The sequence below is a fragment of the Sinobaca sp. TMA16-18 genome (assembly GCF_059510535.1).
In genome coordinates, this window is the sequence record NZ_JCAKFM010000004.1 from 114628 (window position 1) to 135597 (window position 20970).

Annotated in this window: 19 protein-coding genes; 2 read left to right on the forward strand and 17 right to left on the reverse strand. The window is 45.2% G+C overall.

Annotated elements, in window-relative coordinates:
- Positions 1 to 3: 3 nt before the first annotated feature.
- Both AC5W14_RS09005 and AC5W14_RS09010 read right to left on the reverse strand, forming a co-directional pair.
- The gene (locus tag AC5W14_RS09005) at positions 4 to 1047 is read right to left on the reverse strand and encodes an AbrB family transcriptional regulator (RefSeq protein ID WP_496194170.1); all 1044 of its coding nucleotides are present in this window, start codon (positions 1045 to 1047) and stop codon (positions 4 to 6) included.
- A gap of 44 nt (positions 1048 to 1091) precedes the next feature.
- Complete coding sequence (locus AC5W14_RS09010) at positions 1092 to 2516, reverse strand: MFS transporter (protein WP_496194171.1); 1425 nt, start codon at positions 2514 to 2516, stop codon at positions 1092 to 1094.
- A 147-nt stretch (positions 2517 to 2663) separates the two neighbouring features.
- On the opposite strand from AC5W14_RS09010, the gene AC5W14_RS09015 reads away from it, so the two are divergent.
- Positions 2664 to 3125, forward strand: a complete 462-nt coding sequence (locus AC5W14_RS09015) for a hypothetical protein (RefSeq protein WP_496194172.1) — start codon at positions 2664 to 2666, stop codon at positions 3123 to 3125.
- Between the two features lie 315 nt (positions 3126 to 3440).
- On the opposite strand, the gene AC5W14_RS09020 is transcribed toward AC5W14_RS09015, so the two are convergent.
- The 11 genes from AC5W14_RS09020 to nei form a co-directional block, all read right to left on the reverse strand.
- Positions 3441 to 3965, reverse strand: a complete 525-nt coding sequence (locus AC5W14_RS09020) for a DsbA family oxidoreductase (RefSeq protein ID WP_496194321.1) — start codon at positions 3963 to 3965, stop codon at positions 3441 to 3443.
- A 70-nt stretch (positions 3966 to 4035) separates the two neighbouring features.
- Positions 4036 to 4974 (reverse strand): NADP-dependent oxidoreductase, encoded by a 939-nt coding sequence (locus AC5W14_RS09025; protein ID WP_496194173.1) that lies wholly within the window; start codon positions 4972 to 4974, stop codon positions 4036 to 4038.
- Positions 4971 to 5921 (reverse strand): ribokinase, encoded by a 951-nt coding sequence (locus AC5W14_RS09030; protein WP_496194174.1) that lies wholly within the window; start codon positions 5919 to 5921, stop codon positions 4971 to 4973. Before AC5W14_RS09030 ends, AC5W14_RS09025 begins: the two co-directional genes overlap by 4 nt.
- A 132-nt stretch (positions 5922 to 6053) precedes the next feature.
- On the reverse strand, positions 6054 to 6866 hold the full coding sequence (tagH, locus tag AC5W14_RS09035; RefSeq protein ID WP_496194175.1) for a teichoic acids export ABC transporter ATP-binding subunit TagH: 813 nt from the start codon (positions 6864 to 6866) through the stop codon (positions 6054 to 6056).
- A 17-nt stretch (positions 6867 to 6883) separates the two neighbouring features.
- Positions 6884 to 7690, reverse strand: a complete 807-nt coding sequence (locus AC5W14_RS09040) for an ABC transporter permease (protein ID WP_496060354.1) — start codon at positions 7688 to 7690, stop codon at positions 6884 to 6886.
- A gap of 103 nt (positions 7691 to 7793) precedes the next feature.
- Positions 7794 to 9062 (reverse strand): CDP-glycerol glycerophosphotransferase family protein, encoded by a 1269-nt coding sequence (locus AC5W14_RS09045; RefSeq protein ID WP_496060353.1) that lies wholly within the window; start codon positions 9060 to 9062, stop codon positions 7794 to 7796.
- A 410-nt stretch (positions 9063 to 9472) separates the two neighbouring features.
- Positions 9473 to 9871, reverse strand: coding sequence for a glycerol-3-phosphate cytidylyltransferase (gene tagD, locus AC5W14_RS09050; protein WP_120193725.1), 399 nt, complete (start codon positions 9869 to 9871; stop codon positions 9473 to 9475).
- A 264-nt stretch (positions 9872 to 10135) separates the two neighbouring features.
- On the reverse strand, positions 10136 to 13006 hold the full coding sequence (locus AC5W14_RS09055; RefSeq protein ID WP_496194176.1) for a CDP-glycerol glycerophosphotransferase family protein: 2871 nt from the start codon (positions 13004 to 13006) through the stop codon (positions 10136 to 10138).
- A gap of 36 nt (positions 13007 to 13042) precedes the next feature.
- The gene (locus AC5W14_RS09060; protein ID WP_496194177.1) at positions 13043 to 13612 is read right to left on the reverse strand and encodes a GNAT family N-acetyltransferase; all 570 of its coding nucleotides are present in this window, start codon (positions 13610 to 13612) and stop codon (positions 13043 to 13045) included.
- A gap of 17 nt (positions 13613 to 13629) precedes the next feature.
- Positions 13630 to 14238 carry a histidine phosphatase family protein gene (locus AC5W14_RS09065; RefSeq protein ID WP_496194178.1) on the reverse strand — a complete coding sequence of 203 codons (609 nt, stop codon included), beginning with the start codon at positions 14236 to 14238 and terminating at the stop codon, positions 13630 to 13632.
- 16 nt (positions 14239 to 14254) lie between these two features.
- Positions 14255 to 15076 (reverse strand): endonuclease VIII, encoded by an 822-nt coding sequence (nei, locus tag AC5W14_RS09070; protein ID WP_496194179.1) that lies wholly within the window; start codon positions 15074 to 15076, stop codon positions 14255 to 14257.
- A gap of 110 nt (positions 15077 to 15186) precedes the next feature.
- Between nei and AC5W14_RS09075 the strand changes: the two genes are divergently transcribed.
- On the forward strand, positions 15187 to 16275 hold the full coding sequence (locus AC5W14_RS09075) for an exonuclease domain-containing protein (RefSeq protein ID WP_496194180.1): 1089 nt from the start codon (positions 15187 to 15189) through the stop codon (positions 16273 to 16275).
- Positions 16276 to 16324: 49 nt separating this feature from the next.
- On the opposite strand, the gene AC5W14_RS09080 is transcribed toward AC5W14_RS09075, so the two are convergent.
- The 4 genes from AC5W14_RS09080 to AC5W14_RS09095 form a co-directional block, all read right to left on the reverse strand.
- Entirely contained in the window at positions 16325 to 16978 is a 654-nt protein-coding gene (locus AC5W14_RS09080; protein WP_496194181.1) for a 3'-5' exonuclease, read from the reverse strand.
- A 32-nt stretch (positions 16979 to 17010) separates the two neighbouring features.
- A complete protein-coding gene (locus AC5W14_RS09085) occupies positions 17011 to 18957 on the reverse strand; it encodes a DUF294 nucleotidyltransferase-like domain-containing protein (protein ID WP_496194182.1) in 1947 nt (648 codons plus the stop codon).
- Entirely contained in the window at positions 18932 to 20599 is a 1668-nt protein-coding gene (locus AC5W14_RS09090) for a sodium:solute symporter family protein (RefSeq protein ID WP_496194183.1), read from the reverse strand. The genes AC5W14_RS09085 and AC5W14_RS09090 overlap by 26 nt, the downstream gene beginning before the upstream one ends.
- Before the next feature lie 64 nt (positions 20600 to 20663).
- Positions 20664 to 20966 carry a DUF4212 domain-containing protein gene (locus AC5W14_RS09095; RefSeq protein ID WP_496060345.1) on the reverse strand — a complete coding sequence of 101 codons (303 nt, stop codon included), beginning with the start codon at positions 20964 to 20966 and terminating at the stop codon, positions 20664 to 20666.
- Between the last annotated feature and the right edge of the window lie 4 nt (positions 20967 to 20970).

Genomic DNA, 20970 nt, shown 5'->3' on the forward strand with positions numbered 1-20970 from the left:
ATCTCATCCTTCATTTTTTAATATCATTCGGTCCATCCATTTAATAAGAAACGGGAGCAGTAAAAACAAGACAATCACACGAATAATGTGAAGCGTTGATACGAGCGTCGGCTCCAGCTGCAGGGCAAATGCGGTGGAAGACATTTCTGCTGCGCCGGCAGGCACCGTGCTGAGCAGACTTGTTATGTATGGGAGCGGGGTCATTAACGTGAATAGTCCCGCTAATGTAAGGCTGAGCAGTAAAAAACACTGCAGAATCCCCAGGCTTGGCAGCCCGATGCTTTTCACACGAAGCAGCGTCTCCCTGTCAAAGCGGATGCCTACCATGGCACCAATCAGCGCCTGTCCAATGCCTGCTGCATACCCAGGTGAAGCAAGACCCGGCACGATCCATTCCCCGACGGCAAATCCAATGGCCAGCGCATAAAGAAGAGCTCCACCGGGAATTTTAACATATTTATTTAATACAATAACAAGTGTGACAATAAAGAATAAAATCGGAAAACCGATGAATGGATTCCAGACGCCCGGGTCAGCCGTCACACCGCCGGAGGGAGCGGCTGGATAAAACAGCACAGCGGAAAGAGGAATAAGAAAGACAAAAAAAGTAATCCGCGCTGTATGAAAGGCTGCGACAATGCGGTCATCCGCCCCATATTCCCGGCTGACGCTGATTACTTCCGACGCTCCGCCCGGCACGCAGCAGAAAAAAGCTGTCTTTACGTCCAGGCTTGTCCATTTGTACATCAACATTCCAAATACAAGCCCCATCAGCAGTGTAATCGATAACGTGACAATCAGGGGCAGAATATAGGCTGGAATGACCGCGAAAAGCTCTGTGTCCATCAAAAAGCCAATGTTGGCTCCCACGAGCGCCAGAGCTGCCTGAAACGGCCAGCCTTCAAAGGTAAAACGCTTAATGAAAATCCCTGTAAAAATCCCGGCCAGCAGGGCTCCAAACAGCCAGCCGGCAGGCACACCAGCAGCAGAAAAAAGGCCGCCTGTGATGACGGCTGCTGTGATAAATAAGCCTTTCTGCCACATCATGACGGCCCCTCCACTACTCATTTTAATCAACTTTTGTTAGTATATCATGATTTTCCGTACTGCTCTCTTTGTTTCGAAGAAGAAGTAGCCGCCTCACGAAAGGAACGGGAAGAAAAATAAAATACGGCTCCGTTAATAACAGCCATTATAGCCATTCCCATAAAGATATTGCTGTAAATACCGGCATTTCCCGGAGAAAAATGAAGCGGATTATACGCCTGTGCTCCGGTATATTGATTCAGCAGGGCACCTATGACCGCTCCTCCGAATGCACCGGCCATGAAATTAAATAAATTGTACACGCCCATTCCTACACCTGTCTCCTCCTCCGGAAGAACAGAAGAAATTAAGTTAGCTGTGGCTGTCTGCAGAAACGGAAAAGCTACATAGCTTGCAACCAGGGCCATGCTTATGAGCCATGGAGAAGCACCAGCAGTAATAGACAGCGAGATGAAGCCAACCATCGTTAAGCCGAGGGCAAGAAACACCATCGGCCAGCTGCCAAACCGATCCGTCCATAAGCCGGCAATTCTTCCCATAAATGCCGCAGTTATCGCACCAGGAAACAATACGAGCCCAATCGCTGTTGTACTGAGATTGTTCACGTCATCCAAGAGAAGAGGCATCATAAACATCATGCTGAACATTGTCATAATCCCGAAAAAGCTTGTAATTAAGGTGGTCCGGTACGCATGGTTCAGAAATAAACCGGGCTTGATAAACGGATTGTCCACACGGAAAATCCACCATATGAAAATAGACAAAAAGATGATACTGATCCCGAGATACACCCAGCCGACCGTTGTAATAAATAAAATAAAGAATCCAACTCCCACTGCCATAAAAAAGGCACCCGGAAAGTCGACTTTGCCGGTTTTCGGCTCTTCCACCGGCAGCCATTTGTGAAAAAACGGAATCGTTATTACAACGAATATCGATACTAGAAATAAGTAATTCCAGGCGAATGCACCGGCAATCAACCCGCCGGCAATAGGGCCTATCCCGGATGCAAATGCCATTGTTGAAGATACTATGCCAAGCACCTTGCCCTGTTCCTCTTTAAAAAAACGGGAAGGCGCGATAAATACAAGCGCTGGAACCGTTGCAGCTCCGGCAGCCTGGATCATTCTGGCCGCCACTACCATCAGGAAGTGAGTGGAGAAAAATCCGATCACAGAGCCAACAGCAAACAAAATCAGTCCAACCGTCAGCAGCCGCTTAAATGGATACAAGTCAGCGAGCTTTCCATAGATAAGCGCACCTACTGCATAAATAATAATGTATCCTGTTACTACCCAGCTTACCTCCGAAGGAGATAACGAAAAGGCCTGGGCAATATCAGGAACCGCAATCATAAACATAGTAGAGTTCATAACAGAAAACATAAGAACTGCACATAGCAAAACAATAATTCTTCTTTTAACAGATCTGCTGAGTGGTTCAGCACTTTCTATATGTGAATCCGGCACAGACAGCGCCCTCCTTTAATGCTTCTTTATACCATTAGCAGTGTATCATATATTTCTCTTTTCGAAATAAATTCAGCCTCCGCATTCTTGATAATAACTATGAAATATATGATATACTGTAACGATGAAAAAAAGATCGGAGGATTTATGCTTACTTTTGAGGAAAAAATAAAAATTGCGGAAGAATTTGTAGAACTTGAGAAAAAAGAAGTATCCATGGGGCGCGTTAACTTCCATTACGAAGAAAGTGCATATGATAAGAAAAATGTTGTCTATCACCTTCATCCGAACGGCAACGGATTTGTCTATGCCGAACTGGTCCAGAACGTTAAAACAGATGAGCGCGGCATGGTAAATATTCGGGAATATCCGGCAGATGACTTTAGAAATTTAATTAAAGAAGCGATTTCTTCTCTTCAGGCTGATGCCTCTATAGAAGAAGAATTTGAAATTGAAGAATGGGAAAACGTAGAGGATCAGCTGCTCGTTCTCATGCCGGAAGAAGACGGCTGGAATGTCTACGCCGGGCTGCAGCTCGATGGCACATTCAATACGTACGGCGAAGCCATCGATTATTTGGAAAAAGAAGGATTCAAAAGAGTATTATAATAAAATAAGGAAGAAAAAGAAGAGCTGCCCCTAAACAAGGGGCAGCTTCTTTAACATATCGAGAATTCATTATATTTTGTATATCTATACACAATACCCGTTTCTTTTAAAAAGGGAATAGCACAGAAAAAAATTAGGCGGCGACTCGAACAGACCAGCCATCGGTGAAAATAAAAAGGTCGTTCTTTTCCTTTTCAGCTTTTGGCTTGTACAAGATTCAAAATTTCAATTGAACGGAGAGTAAATTCAATAAAATTTTAAGAAGATCTCTGCTTATTAAAAACCTCTCCCGGGGAAAAGGGAGAGGCTGAATTGTTATTTTTTATTTAATAAATGAAGGAGGGATTCATACGTCTGAGCCCCCATTATGCCCTGTTCGTTTGCAATAAAACATGGCACTCCTGTAATGCCGATCTGCTCGGCCGTCTGCCTGTCTTCCATAATTACCTGTTCAAATTCTCTATTCTCCACGGATTGGCGGAATGCTTCTTCGTCGAGTCCAACAGCTTCAGCAATTGCTGTCAGGGTGGCAAGATCGTTGATATCTCTATCTTCCTGAAACTGTGCTTTAAACACGGCGTCATGATAGGCATCTGCCTTTCCATGCAGTTCCGCAAACTTGGCTCCTTCATGAGCGTGATGGGAATGGCTGCTTTTGTCATTCCATTTCATATCCAGCCCGTACTGTTCGGACATCCGCTTCACGTTCGCTCTTGCCTGCTCCATGTAGCCTTCCGGCTTGGGCGGCAGTTCAACGCCTTCCGGCTTTAATTCAAATGACCGCCATTCTATTTCTACTTTCTCTTCCTCAACCAACTGGTTGAGCGGGGCACTCCCGATAAAGCAGAAGGGTCAAAGAAAATCGCTGAATACGATCATTTTCTGTTTTTCTTCCATGTCAGTCACACTCCTATGATTTAACCTTAATCACAATTTTACCGCGGGTGCGGCCTTCTTCACTTGCCGCATGGGCCTGCTGAACACCTTCTTCACTAAGAGGAAACGTGCTGTCGATAACTACTTTTAATTTGCCTTGGACACATAGATCCGCCAGCTTCTGCAGACGTTCTCCACTTTCTTCGAGCCATACAAAGCCGGCTTTCACTCCGTATTTATCCGCCTGTTCCTGTTCCGGCTGTCCGGCGATGGTTGGAAGCTTCCCGCCTTTTTTCAGTACGGTAAAGCTTTTTTCGAGCACCTCGCCGCCGATCGTGTCGAGTACAATATCTGCATCCGTCACTATTTTTTCAAAGTCTTCTGTCTGGTAGTCAATGATTTCATCGGCCCCAAGTTCTTTTAACATATCTGCTTTTTCCGCACTTGCAGTAGCGATAACATAGGCACCGAAGCTTTTTGCAATCTGCACGGCAAAATGACCGACTCCGCCGCCGGCTCCGTGAATGAGTACTTTATCTCCGGATTTCATTTCTGCAAATTCGACGAGACACTGCCAGGCCGTCTGTCCGGCAAGCGGAACAGCTGCGGCGTCATCAAAGCTCATATCTTTTGGCATATAAGAAACCCGGTTTTCCGTTGTTTTTACATACTCTGCGTACGTACCACGGTTGTTGTTGGCAGTACGTGTGAATACCCGGTCTCCTTTTTTAAACGAATGAACGTTTTTCCCAGTTTCTCTTACAACGCCTGCTGCATCCCATCCTAATATAATAGGGAATTCATAAGGCAGCATGTCTTTTAAATAGCCTTCTCTCAATTTCCAGTCAATCGGATTTACAGACGTTGAATATATTTCAATAACGACTTCATCATCTTCCGGCTCCGGCCGGTCTATTTGTTCTTCTGTAAGCTGTTCCTTACCGCCGTATTCATTTATTACAATTGCTTTCATCCTGGTTCCACATCCTTCTTTTTATACTCTTCTTCTATCCCCTTACTTTTAGTAATGCAAACCTGCATCCCTTCACTCATTCTTTGCTGCACTTCTTTGTAATCAGGCATGCCTGTCTGTGCTCCAATTTTTTCAACAGCTATGGAGGCTGCTGCATTCGCAAAAGCTGCAGCTTCTTTCATTGATTTTCCTTCAGCTGTTCCAACGGCAAGTGCCCCGTTGAAAGTATCCCCCGCTCCCGTTGTGTCCTGTACCCGGCTTTTATAACCCGGATGCGACTTTACTATCGTACCTTCTCTCCACCGCACCCCTTTATCTCCAAGGGTCGTAATAATTTTCTGCTGGATGGTATCCTCCGCTTCTGTAAACAGCTGGCTGTATTCTTTTTCATTAGGCGTTATATAATCGGCCAGTTTCCATAATAATTCCGGCATATCCAGGGCGGGAGCCGGATTAATCATAAGAGGCAGATTGAGCTCACTGCATCTCTGTGCCGTATGCATAATCGTTTCAGCAGGTATTTCAAATGACATTAAAATGATGTCGCTCTGCTTCAGTACGTGGAGATGTTCGTCTACATAATCAGGCGTTACATAGGCATTGGCGCCGGAGGCAATAATAATCCGGTTGTCATTATCTGTTAACAGAATAGAGGCGGTTCCGGTAGAAACTGCCGGAGCCGCTTTCACATACAGGCTGGTAATCCGGCTTTCTTTAAGATAGGCGCGTATCTCTCTGCCAATATAATCATCTCCTGTATGCCCGATAAAACTTACGTCCGCTCCCAGTCTCGCGGCTGCTATTGCCTGATTGGCGCCTTTCCCTCCCGGGGCCGTTTCGAACCGCTCTCCTATTATCGTCTCTCCCTGCTCTGGAATGCGGGAACAGGTAGTAATCAAATCCATATTAATGCTGCCAACTACTGTGACTCTCGGTGCATTGGTCATGGTCAATTCCTTCTTCCGGCTGAATTAGTTTTCAAACCCGGTTTCGTTCTCTTTTTTTATACGACTATTTACAAAAAGAGTCAACTGCCGGTATATAAAAAAGCGGCCGCTTCCGGCCGCCTTGCACTGTTTTTAGGAAGAGGCCGGCTCTACTGTTTTCCGGCTTTGTTTTTTGAATCCTTCTTCCCTGAATTCTTTTTTCTTCTGCTTGGAAAGCTGATTGTATTCTTCCAGGAATGCTTCATACTCCTTTAGCACTTCCTCGAGCGGACCGTAATCTCTTTTCTCGCCGAATTCCAGCCACAGGGCTTTTGTACAGAATTCTTTCATCTGGCTGATGGAATGGCTGACGAAAAACATCGTCTTGCCTTCTTCTTTAAACTCCCTCATCTTATCAAGGCTTTTCTTTGCAAAAGCCCGGTCCCCGACAGAAAGAGCTTCATCAATAATAAGAATATCAGGGTCAATGCTGACATTGATAGCAAAACCAAGTCTTGCCTTCATCCCGCTTGAATACGATTTCACCGGCTGATCGATAAATGCTTCGAGCTCGGCAAATTCAATAATGCTGCTTTCCATTTCTTTAATCTGCTTTTTGGAAAAACCGAGCATTAAACATTTCAGCTCGATATTCTCCCGGCCGGAGAGCTTCAGGTCAAGACCGGATGATACTGCAATGATAGCTGAATCCCCATTTTTGATAAGCTCCCCGTCTGAAGGAGGAACAATTCCTGCCAAGATGCTCGACAGCGTTGATTTACCTGAACCATTTACTCCGAGAAGACCGATAATGTCCCCTTTTTCCGCTTCAAACGATACATTGCGGAGAGCATAGAATTCTTCTCCGAAGTCTTTAGGCAGAAGCATATCCTTCAGCCGCTCCGACTGGGAATCATAAATCTTATATTTTTTTGTTAAATTATTAGCGATAACTGCTTTTTCCATAGAGACCCCTTCTTCCATTAAAGGAAATCAACAAAGTGACGGCGGAAACGAACATGCAGGGCGGCTCCGATAATAAAAAATACCGCAACGGTTCCCCAGAAATATAAAGTATACTCCCACTGGTCAATGAAATACCATCCGTCTCCAAAATAAGCAGCCCGGTATCCCTCTACAAGATAATACAGCGGATTAAGCTGCATAGCGGACTGAATTGCCGGCGGCAGGGAATCGGTTGTCCATAGAAACGGCGTTAAATATAGCATGACGCGGATAGAGGATTGAATAAACATCTGCACATCGCGCACTAATACAGTAAGCGTAGACGAAATTAATACAAACGATACAACGAGCGCAATGGTTCCAAATAGAAAGTAAGGAAACTGCAGGTAATACATGTTTACAGGGTACCCTGTAAACTGCATATAAATGCCTACGATTACCATTAACGCTAAATGGGGATAAAGCTTGGACACAATAATATACGTTGGAATAGCGCTCGTTGGAAAATTCATCCTGGCTACCATTTTAATCTTTGAAAATATGGATTTAGAGCCCTGGGTGATCGCCGGCTGAACAAAAAACCAGATGGTAATACCGGCCATCATCCAGTTTAAAAACGGAACGCCGTCCACGCCGGTGTTGCCGCGGATGCCGTACCCAAATACAAACCAGTAAATAGCGATAAAAATCAGCGGGTTTATAATCTCCCAGGCAATACCTAAATAGTTGTTTTTATTTTTGCTTTTGATTTCATAGACTGACAGCCTTCGTATTAAATACAGGCTCTGGTACAGTTCTTTGCAAATTAATACTGCAGATTTCATAATAGTTCCCTCTTTTGCCGATACATTAGGAAATCACTACAGGGTGCCGGCTGTTACTCTTTCAGCTTCCAGGTGCGTTCCAGTATAACAGGCATTATTTCTTCTATTTTAGAAATACCCGCTCTACTATCCGCTTGGAGGCATTTCCGTCTTCAAGAGCATTGTAGTTGTTTTCGAATATCTCGAATTCTTTTTTGTAACGCTCCATAATGGTATCGGCCTGCCTGATTTCTTTAATAATTTCGTCTGTGGTCCGCACCAGCGGGCCCGGGGCCTCTTTTTCAAAATCGAAATAGAACCCTCTCAGCTGGTCACGATAGCTTTCGATGTCATAAACAAAGAAAATCATCGGGCGCTTTAGCACGCCGTAATCGAACAGAACAGACGAATAATCCGTCATCAGAATGTCGCTGATAATATATAAATCACGAATATCTTCATAGTTGGACGCGTCATACGCAAATCCTTCGTGTTCGGTTACATCCACCTGGTCTGATACAAGATAGTGCAGCCGAAGAAGCACGACGTACTCATCTCCCAGCTCTCTTTGCATTTGATCCAGGTCCATTTTCAGGCTGAACTTATAGCGTCCGATAAAATGGTATTCATTATCCCTCCACGTTGGAGCATATAGGATTACTTTTTTATCTTCGGGAAGGCCAAGCTTTCGTTTGACCCTCTGGACGTCTTCTTCTTTATGGTGCACAAGATAGTCGTTTCTCGGATAGCCTGTTTCCAGCAGACTTTTGTCGTAGCTGAAAGCACGACGGAAAATATCCGTGGAATAGCGGTTAGGAGATATCAGATAGTCCCACCGGCTCGCTTCATTCACAAAATTCTTTTTGTACGTTTCTGTTGTAGTGCCGGGCATAAGTACTTCTTCCATATCCAGTGCCAGTTTTTTCAGCGGTGTACCGTGCCACGTCTGCAGGTACACCGTTTTTTCCGGTTTTGGTATCCATTTCGGAAGCCGGCTGTTGAATACCCAGTACTTCGCTCTCATCATAACCATAAACCACTTGAGGGTAAACCGGGGAAGCATATTTACATTATGCTCTTCGAACTTCCCCTTATACCGATGATCCACGCTCCAGTAATACGTACGCTTTGGATCCTGTTCCTTCAAGTACTCATACACAGCCCGGGGGTTACAGCTGTACTGCTTTCCGAAGAAACTCTCAAATACTACAATATCTTTCTTTCCGGGCAGGCGGCCGATTAACGAAAGCAGCGAACGCTGCAGGCTTTTGCTTTTCTTGAACTTTTTATAGCGCTTGGATGTATTTTTTTTAATCTTTTTTACTTTTTTTAGATAAGACTTTTTAATTTTGTTTGATGATTTCTTTATTTTCTTAACGGATAGGTTTTTCATATCACTAAATCCTCCACTGGCTCCATCTATTAGAAAGCAATGCCGGCTGTTTTTGAGAAAGCAGCGGCGGTGTATTTCTCATCAGGGTTCTATCTGGGGCATGCTGCCTTCGCCTGTTATGATAACAGGTCGTTCTCCGGCAGCTAAAAAGAGAGCCTTATATAATATAGCAGGAATCCTTTTGATTTTGAACTGCTTAAATTACTGTGGAATATGTGATCACCCGGCAGAGGAGGGTTTTCCTTTTTATATTTTTTTCGTAAAAAACGTAAAGAAAAACCTGACACACAGCCAGGTTTATTGGCACCGTCTTTCCATACAGGGATGGAGATTCTTGTGACTTTTAAGCAAAAAAAGAGAGAGCACTACGTTCCCCCTCTCTTTGTTCCATTATATTCAGCTTGCTTTTTTTAGTAGTTGTTCACGAGAAGAAGCTCTTTTTTGATTTTGGTCGTTGAAATGTTTGCTGTTCTTGGAAGGTACACAACATCACAGTAAGGCTTAAGGAAGTCGAATTCGCCCTTCCAGTCATCTCCCATGACAAAGGTATCAATCGAACGGTCTACCACGTCTTCGAGTTTCTGCTCCCACTCGTTTTCCGGAATCACTTCATCTACATAACGGACAGCTTCAAGAATCATCTTACGCTGCTCATACTGATAATAAGCTTTTTTGTTTTTTAGTGCGTTGAACTCGTCTGTGGAGATGGCAACAATTAGATGGTCTCCTAGGTCTTTTGCACGCTTGAGCAGATTAATGTGGCCCCAATGCAGCAAGTCAAATGTGCCGTACGTAATAACTTTCTTCATAACTAATGCCCTCCTTGTTAAGCTTTATATGTTTTATTTGTATTTATTTTTAGATGATAATGTTAATTTTTTTAATCAAAATTAATATAAAATTTACTTTCTACTGGTTGACTTTTATACTATAACATACATATACCGCCGCAATCATCGAGTAATCATGGAAATATTGCCCAATGATTTATAAAAATATGTAACAAACTAAACAAAAATTACACACTTTTACTTAATTTAAAAAAGGAGTACCTTTTAAGGCACTCCTTTTCTTTATTCCGGATGATTCAGGGCATCTACTGCTTCCTGATAAATACGTTCTGCATTCTTCTGGTCAATATGGGTGAAAATAGATGATTTCATGCCGGCCACCGATTTCTTTTCCTGAAAAGACTGTTCGATATGTCCGCGGATGCTGTTAAGCAGATTGTGTTCTGACTTAACTGTATCCCCAAGAAAAGTCTCTTCGAGTGGACGGAGCCTGCCTGTTTTAAAGAAACTTTTCACGTCAAAGTGATAGAAAATCACCGGTTTTCCCATATAACTGAAATCGAAAGAAACACTGGAATAATCCGTGATCATCAGGCTGCTCTCCTTTAAGAGCTCTTGTACGGACACTTCCCCTAATTTCAGCACACGAATACGTTCTGTGCTCTCGACTGTAAAATGGTCTATATACGGCTGCATCCGATAATGAGGGTAAAAGTCCAGGTCCACGTTATGAGCTTCGAGCATGGCATGCAGCTCTTCATTGTGAATAAGCGACTTGTACCTTTTATAATAGGTAGAGTCTAAAAACGCTTCCTCATTATGAAGCCATTCCCTCCACGTTGGAATCAACAGAATTTTCCGCTTAGGTCCGGGGTTATCCAGCAGTTCATCAAACCTCGATAAGCCGGTAACTTTCACTTCAGCGGAACTGTATCCCATTTCTGTTATAACCATCTGCTTTTCCATTTCCGAACTGACGCAGAAAATATCAAAAGGATAATGGTAGTACTTTTTATCGTATTCTACTCTTTTGCGGCCAAGTACACCGTGCTGCAGAAAGACTTTTTTGGCCCGCTTGTATGACTCCATTAAAGCACCTTTAAATGGCAGCAGGTATTCAATATCATGGGATCCAAAAAACGCATCCGCTTCCAGCGCCTTTATTACATGCTCGTCACTGCCGGCAGCCAATACATTTCCAAACGCTGCCACTTTGCTGAAATCTTCCGCTTTTTCGTTAACAACGTAGTACGCATCAATTTCGGGGTGATGCAGACGGCAGTATTTAAAGAAATGATACCCTGTATCCTGCGCAGTATCCGGTCTTTCCCCAATAATCCACGTATATTTCCCGGTAGAGCGTGCGTACGTTTCGTTTTTTTCTTTCAGCCAGGCCGCGTGCTCTTTAGAAAGCAGCGCGGTTTCCAGCTTTACATTGCCCCGCGGAGTGTGGGTCGCGTAGTATTCCAGAACTTCCCCCTCTGTTTGTAACGAGTGGGAGGCAATAATATCATCTTTATAATAGGTGAATTCTTCCTGGCCAAGCTTTCTTTCCCGAATGTATGTCCCCAGTTCTACACGAATGTACAAATCAATGACATCTTTACTCTCGTGAAGCGATTGAAGCTGATCGAGCGGCACTTCCACTTTAAAGGCGTCCCCTTCTTTTTCATAAGGGACAAATAATGCCTCCCGTTCTGTCTCCCGGCTTTTCGCTACAATAGTCAGTGACTGGTCTGCCGGATCAGCTGCTTCCATGGCATTAAGGCTGGCCGTTCCTTCTATAAAAAAGCTGTTACCCTGTACGTTTAAGGCGGTAACATTTCGTACAATGCCCGCTTCTTTCAATATATAACCTAGACGGTTGTTGACCGTAGCGTAGAAAAATCCTTTATATACATAATCGCCGCGCCGCCATTCTTTTCTTGGTTCTGTTTCAAAAATACTCTGCTCTGCTCTAAACCGGTATTCCATCAGCCGCGCATCCACTTCTGCGCTTAAATACACTTCATATCGGGACGTATCAATCATTTTTCCGAAGAAAAGAGACTTTTCCGGCAGGCTGCATGTAAATGTGTATTCTTTTGCCTTCTGATCTCCTTTTTTTGTTTCCATAGGCGTCCGAATTATTTCACCGGACAGCTTGTCGGCGAGGCAGAGATGAAACGCATCCACTTCATACTTTCCCCACTGAAAACTGCCGCTCATATGCACTTTGTTGTCCTGGTAGACGGAATTCCAGGAGTAAACTTTCACTAAGTCTGCGAATACTTTAAAGGAAAATCCTCCGTTTGATGTACGATACGGACGTATCCGGCGGATGCCGCCATCCACTTCCGCCCGATGATATGCCCCGGGGAGGAATTCGCCCGAATCTATATTCATGCGGTACAGCCTGCGTTTGTCTGTCTTGATATAAAAGTGAGCGTCCCATAATCCGCCGGAAAAGGACGGTTCGGAGGAGATCCAGTCTGCCTGCCAGAAATAGTCATCCAGCCACTTTATGGTTAATGTTTTATTAAGTATTTTTTCTCTCTTCTTTAAAAGAATGCCGGACGAATGAAGATCCGGAATATCTGATAGAATGTTTCGATTCCCCATGCCCGTGATGCGGTACGTGTCTCCGGAACGTTCAATATCCACTACTTTCATCGGCATATCTTTCAGCGTTTCCCCATCCCATGCTTCTCTTCTCGTAATATTCACATAGCCTCTTGGTGTTTTATACACCTTTAAAAAAGCCCGATCGCCGTAATACAGCTTTTCCATGTAGAGCTTATCTGCAGTAGGCGCGCGCAGCCTGGCTGCAGCCTCATTGCTGCCATCCGACAAAAGGATATAGACCTCCCAGTTGTTAATGTGCGCCGTCACCTTATGTAAATAAAGGGCTTCAAGTGGTATACGGCAGACAAAGGATACGCGCCCGGCCTTTCCTTTTTTCGGCTTTACGACATTCCATTCTATAGAATCCACCGTAAACTGGTGCTCTTTATCTCCTGAATGGATGACAGTTGCCAGCGAATGTTTTTTTATTTTTCTGTAGGTTATTTCTTCTGGTATAGAAGTGCAGGTACCTTTGATCACCCACTCCTCTTCCTTTACATCTACCCAATTTATTCTGGCTGATACAGCCTTTGGTTTTAGTGTCGTCATTTGAAACCTCTCCTGCTTTTTGCGTCGTTCTTTCTCTTATCCCATTCTCCATTTAAGCTGTACCTTAATCTTAGGCCATTCCTCTGCAATAATACTATACATTACTGCATTTCGGATCCGGCCGTCATGAAGCTGACGCTCGTTTCTGAGCATTCCTTCTTTTACCGCCCCAAGGCGCTCCAATGCCCGCTGGGCCGGCACATTTTTTTCATCTGTTAAAATCTGCACCCGAATCGCATGAATTTCTTCAAATGCCTGCTGAAGCAGCAGGTATTTTGTTTCGGCATTTATGCCGGTGCCATGCAGGAAAGAACTGAAATAAGTCGATCCAAGCTCTATCGTACGCCGGCTTTGGGAGTAGTTGTATAACCTGGTCGATCCTCTGACGCGCCCTGTTTTTTTCTCAATAACCGTATAAGGAAAAGAGGTTCCCTGTTCGTATTCCAGACAGGCCTCTTCAATAATGCTTTTCATGTCTTCTACTGAAGAAAGGTACCTCACCATGTACGTCCAGTTGGATGCTTCCGTTGCAATATAGTACAAATCTTCTGCGTCATCCAGATTCATTAAACGGAGCTGGTAGTGATTACCGGTTCTTTTTTTCAATGGATGCTCCTCCTTCTTTAATTAAAATGGCTTGTATCTCCCTCTTTTCTTACATCTATACGCCCGTCTTTTATTTCAATATGAGTCAGGCTGCAGTTCGCCAGTGGAGGGGCTTCCCAAAAATGTTTCAGCGATTCTTTTTTTAAATACGCCAGCAGGCATTTCAATGTACCAGAATGGCTCACAAGCAGAATTTGGCCCTGCTCGTGTGTATTTATTATGTTCTCCCAGGCAGACGCCGCCCGCTGCTGGAGGGCGGGAAACGTATCGCCGCCCGGTGCCTCAAATAAATGGGGCTCGGTAAAGAAAGTCGTCACTTTTGCTTCTTCTTCTTTTTGAATGGCTTCCGCTGATCGGCCGTCCCAGCTCCCATAATTAAGCTCCATCAGCCCTTTTTCTTTTTTGATGGAAGCGGCCGGCTGTCCGGATATGATCTCGGCTGTCTTTACCGCCCGCATTGTCGGACTCGCGTATACAGCGTCCAGAGGGATCTCTTTTAAGCGCCTGCCCAGCAGTTCGGCTTTTGCGGTACCGTCCCTGGTCAGCGGAGAGTCTTTCCACCCCTGCACAACTCCCTGCGCATTCCATTCGGTCTGGGCATGGCGTACTAAATAAACCGTCAGCATTTTCCACATCTCCTTTTTATTCCGGCTGGCAGGAAGGACAAAAATAAAGCCGTCTCGACGCTGCCGTAATCTTTTGAATATCCGTGCCGTCTATACGGCACTGGTCCCCGTCTCTGTTAAACACCCAGTGCCTTCGCTGCGCGTAACTCTGCCCTCTCTCTTTCAGGCGGCCGGCTGTTTCCCGGTCTGTGGTGATACCTCCTGTCTGATAGGAGCGCTCTACTAATGTAATCAGCGCTTCGGCTGCGCTTTGAAGCTGTTCATCGGTACAATCCGCGGGCCTTTTTCCCGGATGAATCCCCGCTTCAAATAAAATTTCGCTTCGCAGGTAATTGCCGATGCCTGCTACAAACGACTGGTCCAGTAAAAGGGAGGCCCATTTTCGGTTAACAAACTTCCGGCTCGTCATCCGCTCAAATAATTCCGCAGAGGACGTTTCATTATTTAAAATATCCGGGCCGATTTTCGCTAAAAACGGATAATCTTCCACTTCTTCGTCTCTAAGTACTTCTATTTCCGACGCGCTGTATAAGAGAGCGGACTTCTTTTCATTGTGTATCGCCAGCCGCAGCTGGCGCTTTGTAGCAGGATAGTTGTATGCTGAACGGACATACCACTTCCCGTACAGCTGGTTGTGGGAATAAATGGTGTAGCCGTTATCAAAACGGATCAGCATCGCCTTTCCTCTCGTCTCCACTTTTAATACTGCTGCCTGTTCAAACGAAGCGGTATACGACTGAAGGTGGGGAAATGCAAAATACATTTCTGTAACGGGGCCTGCCTGTAGAGCTTTTTCCACCTGGTCTGCGGCCCGTCTGATTTCTGGTCCTTCCGGCATGTTTATCGCTGCCTTTCCTATTTATTATTTTACCCTTTTTCTTTCGTCCTGTATCATATATAAGAAGTTGATTTTTTGAGCCCATATATCGTTTATAAAGGAGAACAGTCATGAGTGCTATTCTTAATATATTTAATAAATTAAACCAGAATATTGAAGCGAACCGTCCCACGTCCACCCAGGAGGGGGACCTGGAGCGTACGATTGAGCTGTGTGAACAGGGCATTGTCCTGCTCCCAATGTACATGCAGGAAGCAGAAGAACCTCCCGGTCAGCTGTTATGCCGGGATGTGCTGCTCCGCTGTTATCTTACCACTGATCAATTTGAACTTGCACGTGAAGCCGTTGCTTCTGTGTATAAGGCAGGAGCCTATACTTCCGTTCAACATGAAAAGGCGGTCCGCGGTATTGATGACATCGAATCCGCCCGCAACGCTCTTGCCGAAGTATTAATAAAAACTCCGGGTATTGCCGCTGAAGAAGCAGAGCAGAAGGTACCTGGAGCTGTTTCCTCTTCCCTCAAATGGTACCTTACCCACTCCCGCGTTCTGGATAAAAAAACAGAAAACGGCGTTACCCGGGTGTGGCTGCCTGAACAGCTGATGGACCAGTCCCATACCGATCCATCATTAGTAAAAGTAGCTATCGTTGATGTGGAAACCACAGGAATGTCCAAGGAAGAAGATGAAGTGGTCGAACTCGGTTTAGTCGTTTGTCTTGTTAACAATAAAACCGGCGAAGTGGAAAAGGTTCTCACAGAGCTGAATAACTTAAATGAACCAAGCTTCTCGATTCCGCCGGGTGTTACAAGGGTTCATGGTATTACCGATGAAGATGTCCGCGGAAAAAGCCTCGATCATCCTAAAATCGAACTGCTTCTGGAGCAGTCCGACCTGATTGTCGCTCATAACGCTTCGTTTGACCGCGGTTTTGTTTCCCGCTATTTTCCTTTTGTTAAAGAAAAGCCGTGGCACTGTTCGGTAAAAGGCGTCAATTGGAAACAGTACGGCTTTGTTTCCAAAAAGCTCATTTCGCTCTGTCAGGCACATGGCCTTGCCCAGACGCAGTCCCACAGGGCGCTTGATGACGTGAAGCTGACCCTCGGCCTGCTTCAGCAGAAAAACCCTGAAGGCACTCCTTATTTTCTGGAACTGCTGGATAAAGAAATTCAGTTTTCCGATAAAAAACGAGCATATTAAAAAAGCGGAAGGCCGGCGCCTTCCGCTTTTTTTGTCGTCGTATAGGGTGTTAATGACCGTTGTCTTTTTTCGTAATTTCAATCAAATCACCGAGCGTCAGCTTGCCCCGGTCACCAATATGATAAAGCAGTTCAACGAGCAGATGAGCAGTAGTCTGGGCATCGCCAAGAGCGTTGTGCCGATCAAATAGTTTTGAACCGAACTGAATCGCATAGTGGGAGAGATCTCTCATATCCCAGGATGGATTCAAATAACCGATCACATCGAGCGTGTCAATATACGTCGGTTCATCAAAAGTCAGCTTGTGCCGGGCCAGTTCTTTTTTCAGCACCATAATATCAAAATCAAGATAATGGCCCACCCAGCCGCCGCTGTCATACTGTTCAATAAATTGATAAAATGCTTCAATCGCTTCCAGGGCAAGAGGTGCCCCTTCCACGTCAGACTGCTTAATGCCAGTCAGGGTCTGAATGGAGTCAGGAATCTCTCTTTCCGGATTCACGTAAGTCTGAAATGTATGGTCGGTAACTTCCAGGCCCTGCACCTGCACGGCTCCAATTTCAATCATCCGGTCTCTGCTGCCTACAGCAAACCCCGTCGTTTCTGTATCAAATACGGTAAAGCCGAGCTCCTTTAACGGGGTATTTAATGGCAGTTCGTTGTTTAACTGATAGTGAAGACTCTTTTTTTTCCAAAATATCATAAGACTCCCCTCCTTTTCATCCCCTGATCTCTTTAAGCCATTCCAAATGTCGCCACTGCTTTTGTCTGAAGCGTGCGTATGGCTTTTAACGCTTGTATCAGCGCTTCTTTGTCCCTTGATTTCATCTGCCGGAACGACACTTCGCTGGAATTTTCCTCTTCCCGCTTATACCGGTCCCATGACTGCGTCACCCTGATGTGAAGCACTACTTCGTAAGCATAAAGCAGCTCATCGGCAAAAGGTTCATCCAGTACTCTTTTATCTTTAAGATGCTCTATCATTTCTTCCGGCGTTTCTCCTAAAATACCGTGCTCGGCTGAAAGAATCTGCAGCGAATGATGAAAAGGAAACAAAGCCTGCTTTTTTATATCCATGCCTTCTTTTTTCACGCGGAACAGGGCACGTATTGGATGGTCCAGTACGGGAACCGGCACGTTTTTTTCAAGCTCGGCTGCACGCCTTAGAAATATTTTTGATTTTCCGAGCTGTTTGGACACGCCTTTTACAAACTGATCTCTCACTTTTTCACTGCCGTATATCCAGCGGAACGCAAGAAAGTTCTGACCGAGCAGGATGTTTTCATTGGTGGCTCGAAGACCCCATGTCCGGATTCTATCCTCCCAATGATCAATCGTTCCCCGCCAGCCGGGAGCGCTTGCCATCATGTTTCCATCACAGCGTTTGTAGCCTGCGGTTTCCAGCCAGTAAACAATCTGTTCTCCAAGCTTTTTAAAATAGGCATCATTGGATTTACGATCTTCTTCTTTAGCCGGTTCTTCATACACAAGAAAATGATCCTGGTCCGTCATCATAAACTGTTCGTGCCTGCCCCCGCTTCCCATCAGGAAAAACGCAAAATCACAGGGTGGGCTTCCGAGTTCTTCTTTTACTTCTTCAAGCGCAAGTTCGGTACAGTGACGGATCAGACGGTCATACAGGTTCGTGACTACTTTCATGATATGAAGAATCGGAATGCCGTCATCAATCAGATGGCCGAGCACTTCATAAATGGCAAATTTCACGTCAGCAAGGCTTTCGCTGGAAGATGCTTCGATTTCCCGTAGAACGTCAAATTTGCCGCGGTTTTGTTTTTTCAGCAGATCGGACAGCGTGATCATACCGACCACCTGGCTTTTGCTGTCTTCATTCACGACAGGCAGGTGCTTGATGCCATTCATAAGAAAACTCGACATCGCTTCATAATAATAGGCCCTCCGGGAAATCGTGTAAGGAGACGAAGACATAATATCAGCTGCGGTACCTGTTTTCCTGTCTGCGGCAATGACACGCTGCACCAGGTCCTTCTCAGTAATGATGCCCTGCAGCCGCTGCTTTTCGTTGACAACGACAATGGAACTTGCCTGCTGATCGACCATTTTTTCTGCTGTATGCTGGATGCTTTCTTTTTCTTCCACCATTAAAGGCGGCGCATTCATTACGTCCTGTACCCGTTGAATAAACGGATCGCTCTCCCCCCACTTCTGGGCAAGATGCACCTGTTCTGCAAGAGAAGCATAAATATCCCTCAGCCTGACGGCTACATGACGCATGACAAAATCACGCACTTCTTCGCGGTGCCATACTTTTTCCATCACCTGGTAGGGAATGTACAGGCAGACCGACTCTTCAATGGCACGTACTTCTACCGTGTAATTGTTCTGTTCGGCCGATGGCTCCCCCAGAAAATCAGCAAGGCTTGATAACCCGATAACTTCTCCTTTTTCCAGCACTTCAAGAACTTCCTGGTTTTTTTCTTTTGTTTTGGAAAAGCTCACATATACTTCCGTTAAACCTTCCAGGATAAGAAGCAGCCCGTCTCTCGGGCTTTCCGAGTATAAAATACGCTGATTTTTGGAAAACGACTGTAAGGAGCATGTCTCCATTAATGCACCAAATTCAGCGGCTGGTGCGCCGCTGAATAAGGGATGGAGATGTACCTGCTCCAAGTATTCTTTATTTGTCTTCTTCTGTTCCATCATTCATCCATACCTCACCGTTCTTATATGTCATTTGTTCCGGATAGCGGAGGTCCACTACATCATCCTGCAGATGCTGAGCAGGAGCCGGGGTTAATAACGTCACGATAATACATGCAAGGAAGTTGATAGGTACGGCAATAATACCGGCACCTGTGTCCTGAATGCCAAGGAGTGTAATTCCATTAAGCGCCAGGAAGATGTACGTAAGTGTCGTACCGAGACCTACGAGCATTCCGGCAATGGCCCCCTGCTTGTTCATACGTTTCCACCATACGCCAAGGAAGAGAACCGGGAAGAATGTTCCGCCGGCCAGTCCAAAGGCCCAGGCTACAATCTGTGTGATAACGCCCGGAGGATCCAGTGCAATAATCCCAGCTACTACTGTAGAGGCAACAATTGCAATCCGTCCTGCATTTAAACGCTTTTTATCTGATGCTGTCGGATTCATCAGGCGGTAGTAAATATCATGAGCAAAGGAAGAGGAGATCGTAATCAAAAGACCGCCCGCAGTCGATAGAGCCGCAGCCATCGCACCGGCTGCTACAAGACCAATAACGAACATGCCCAGATTGGCAATTTCCGGCGTCGCCATTACTACCATATCGTTACCTACTGCGATCTCATCCCAGTCCAGTATGCCGTCTCCGTTGGTATCGGCAATTTCAAGCAGACCCGTGTTGACCCAGCTTTCCGTCCAGGCGGGAAGCTGATCAATCGGCTGCCCGGCTACTTCTGTCATTAGAATAAAACGGGAAAATGCAGCGTAAGCCGGAGCAGAAAGATAAAGGAAACCAATGAACAGCAGTGCCCATGCACCACTCCAACGTGCCGCTTTCATTGTTGTTACGGTGTAGAAGCGAACAATAACGTGCGGAAGTGCTGCGGTTCCCACCATTAATGTAAACATAAGAGCAATAAACTGACTTCGGTCACTCTCTGAAAACGGTGCAAAGTATTCAGTAAATCCAAGTTCCCTGTCCAAAGCACCAATCTCGTTAACGACATTTCCATAGGTCAGCCAGGGAAGCGGATTCCCGGTAACCTGCAGGGACATAAATACAATCGGTACAATATAAGCAACAATAAGTATGATGTACTGTGCTACCTGAGTCCAAGTAACCCCTTTCATACCGCCGAGAGAAGCATAAATCGCAATAATAACAACCCCGATAATCGTGCCGTATGCGGCCGGGATACTGAACAAACGGCCAATAACAACTCCGGATCCGGAAAGCTGGCCGATAACGTAAGTAAAACTGATAATAATAGTGGCAATTGCTGATATTAATCGTGCTGTATTGCTGTCAAACCGGTCCCCGATAAATTCAGGAACCGTAAACCGTCCGTATTTACGAAGCTGTGGTGCCAGGAGGAAGGTAAGCAGAAGATAGCCGCCTGTCCAGCCCATAATATAAGCGAGACCGTCATAGCCGAGAGCCATAACTGTTCCGGCCATACCGATAAATGAAGCGGCACTCATCCAGTCGCCGCCTATTGCCATACCGTTCCAGAATGCTGGAATCCCGCGGCTGGCTACGTAGAATTCAGATGTTTTTTTAGCTCTATTGAAATAGGCAATTCCAATATACAGTGCAAATGTAGCGAGTATCAGACTTACAGATACGAGTGTTTGCATGTCCAAGCTGGTGACCCCCCTGAATGTTTAGTTTGTCTGTAATGGTTATTCTGCTGCAGTGATTTTTTTATTAATGATCTACCGTTTTGCCACCGCTGATCCGGACATTTTCATCATTATCAATGCCATATTTTTTGTCCACGCGGTCATTTAGAATCGCATTTAGGAATAAAAGAATTATAAAGACGATCACGGCTCCCTGGGAGGCCATATAATAATGAAACTGTACGCCCATAAACATAAACTGTGAAAAGAATTCCGCGAAGGTTACAACACCGAAGGAAACGAGAAATCCAATGAATAAAAAGATCGAAATCATCGTCGTCCTTGTTTTAAAATAAGCATCCGCTACTTTTTTCTCTACTTTTTTCATTTAT

Coding starts and splice junctions, on each gene's coding strand:
- AC5W14_RS09005 (WP_496194170.1), bottom strand. CDS start 1,047: ATGATGTGGCAGAAAGGCTTATTTATCACAGCAGCCGTCATCACAGGC.
- AC5W14_RS09015 (WP_496194172.1), top strand. CDS start 2,664: ATGCTTACTTTTGAGGAAAAAATAAAAATTGCGGAAGAATTTGTAGAA.
- AC5W14_RS09025 (WP_496194173.1), bottom strand. CDS start 4,974: ATGAAAGCAATTGTAATAAATGAATACGGCGGTAAGGAACAGCTTACA.
- AC5W14_RS09030 (WP_496194174.1), bottom strand. CDS start 5,921: ATGACCAATGCACCGAGAGTCACAGTAGTTGGCAGCATTAATATGGAT.
- tagH (WP_496194175.1), bottom strand. CDS start 6,866: ATGGAAAAAGCAGTTATCGCTAATAATTTAACAAAAAAATATAAGATT.
- AC5W14_RS09040 (WP_496060354.1), bottom strand. CDS start 7,690: ATGAAATCTGCAGTATTAATTTGCAAAGAACTGTACCAGAGCCTGTAT.
- AC5W14_RS09045 (WP_496060353.1), bottom strand. CDS start 9,062: ATGAAAAACCTATCCGTTAAGAAAATAAAGAAATCATCAAACAAAATT.
- tagD (WP_120193725.1), bottom strand. CDS start 9,871: ATGAAGAAAGTTATTACGTACGGCACATTTGACTTGCTGCATTGGGGC.
- AC5W14_RS09055 (WP_496194176.1), bottom strand. CDS start 13,006: ATGACGACACTAAAACCAAAGGCTGTATCAGCCAGAATAAATTGGGTA.
- AC5W14_RS09065 (WP_496194178.1), bottom strand. CDS start 14,238: ATGCTGACGGTTTATTTAGTACGCCATGCCCAGACCGAATGGAATGCG.
- nei (WP_496194179.1), bottom strand. CDS start 15,076: ATGCCGGAAGGACCAGAAATCAGACGGGCCGCAGACCAGGTGGAAAAA.
- AC5W14_RS09075 (WP_496194180.1), top strand. CDS start 15,187: ATGAGTGCTATTCTTAATATATTTAATAAATTAAACCAGAATATTGAA.
- AC5W14_RS09080 (WP_496194181.1), bottom strand. CDS start 16,978: ATGATATTTTGGAAAAAAAAGAGTCTTCACTATCAGTTAAACAACGAA.
- AC5W14_RS09085 (WP_496194182.1), bottom strand. CDS start 18,957: ATGATGGAACAGAAGAAGACAAATAAAGAATACTTGGAGCAGGTACAT.
- AC5W14_RS09095 (WP_496060345.1), bottom strand. CDS start 20,966: ATGAAAAAAGTAGAGAAAAAAGTAGCGGATGCTTATTTTAAAACAAGG.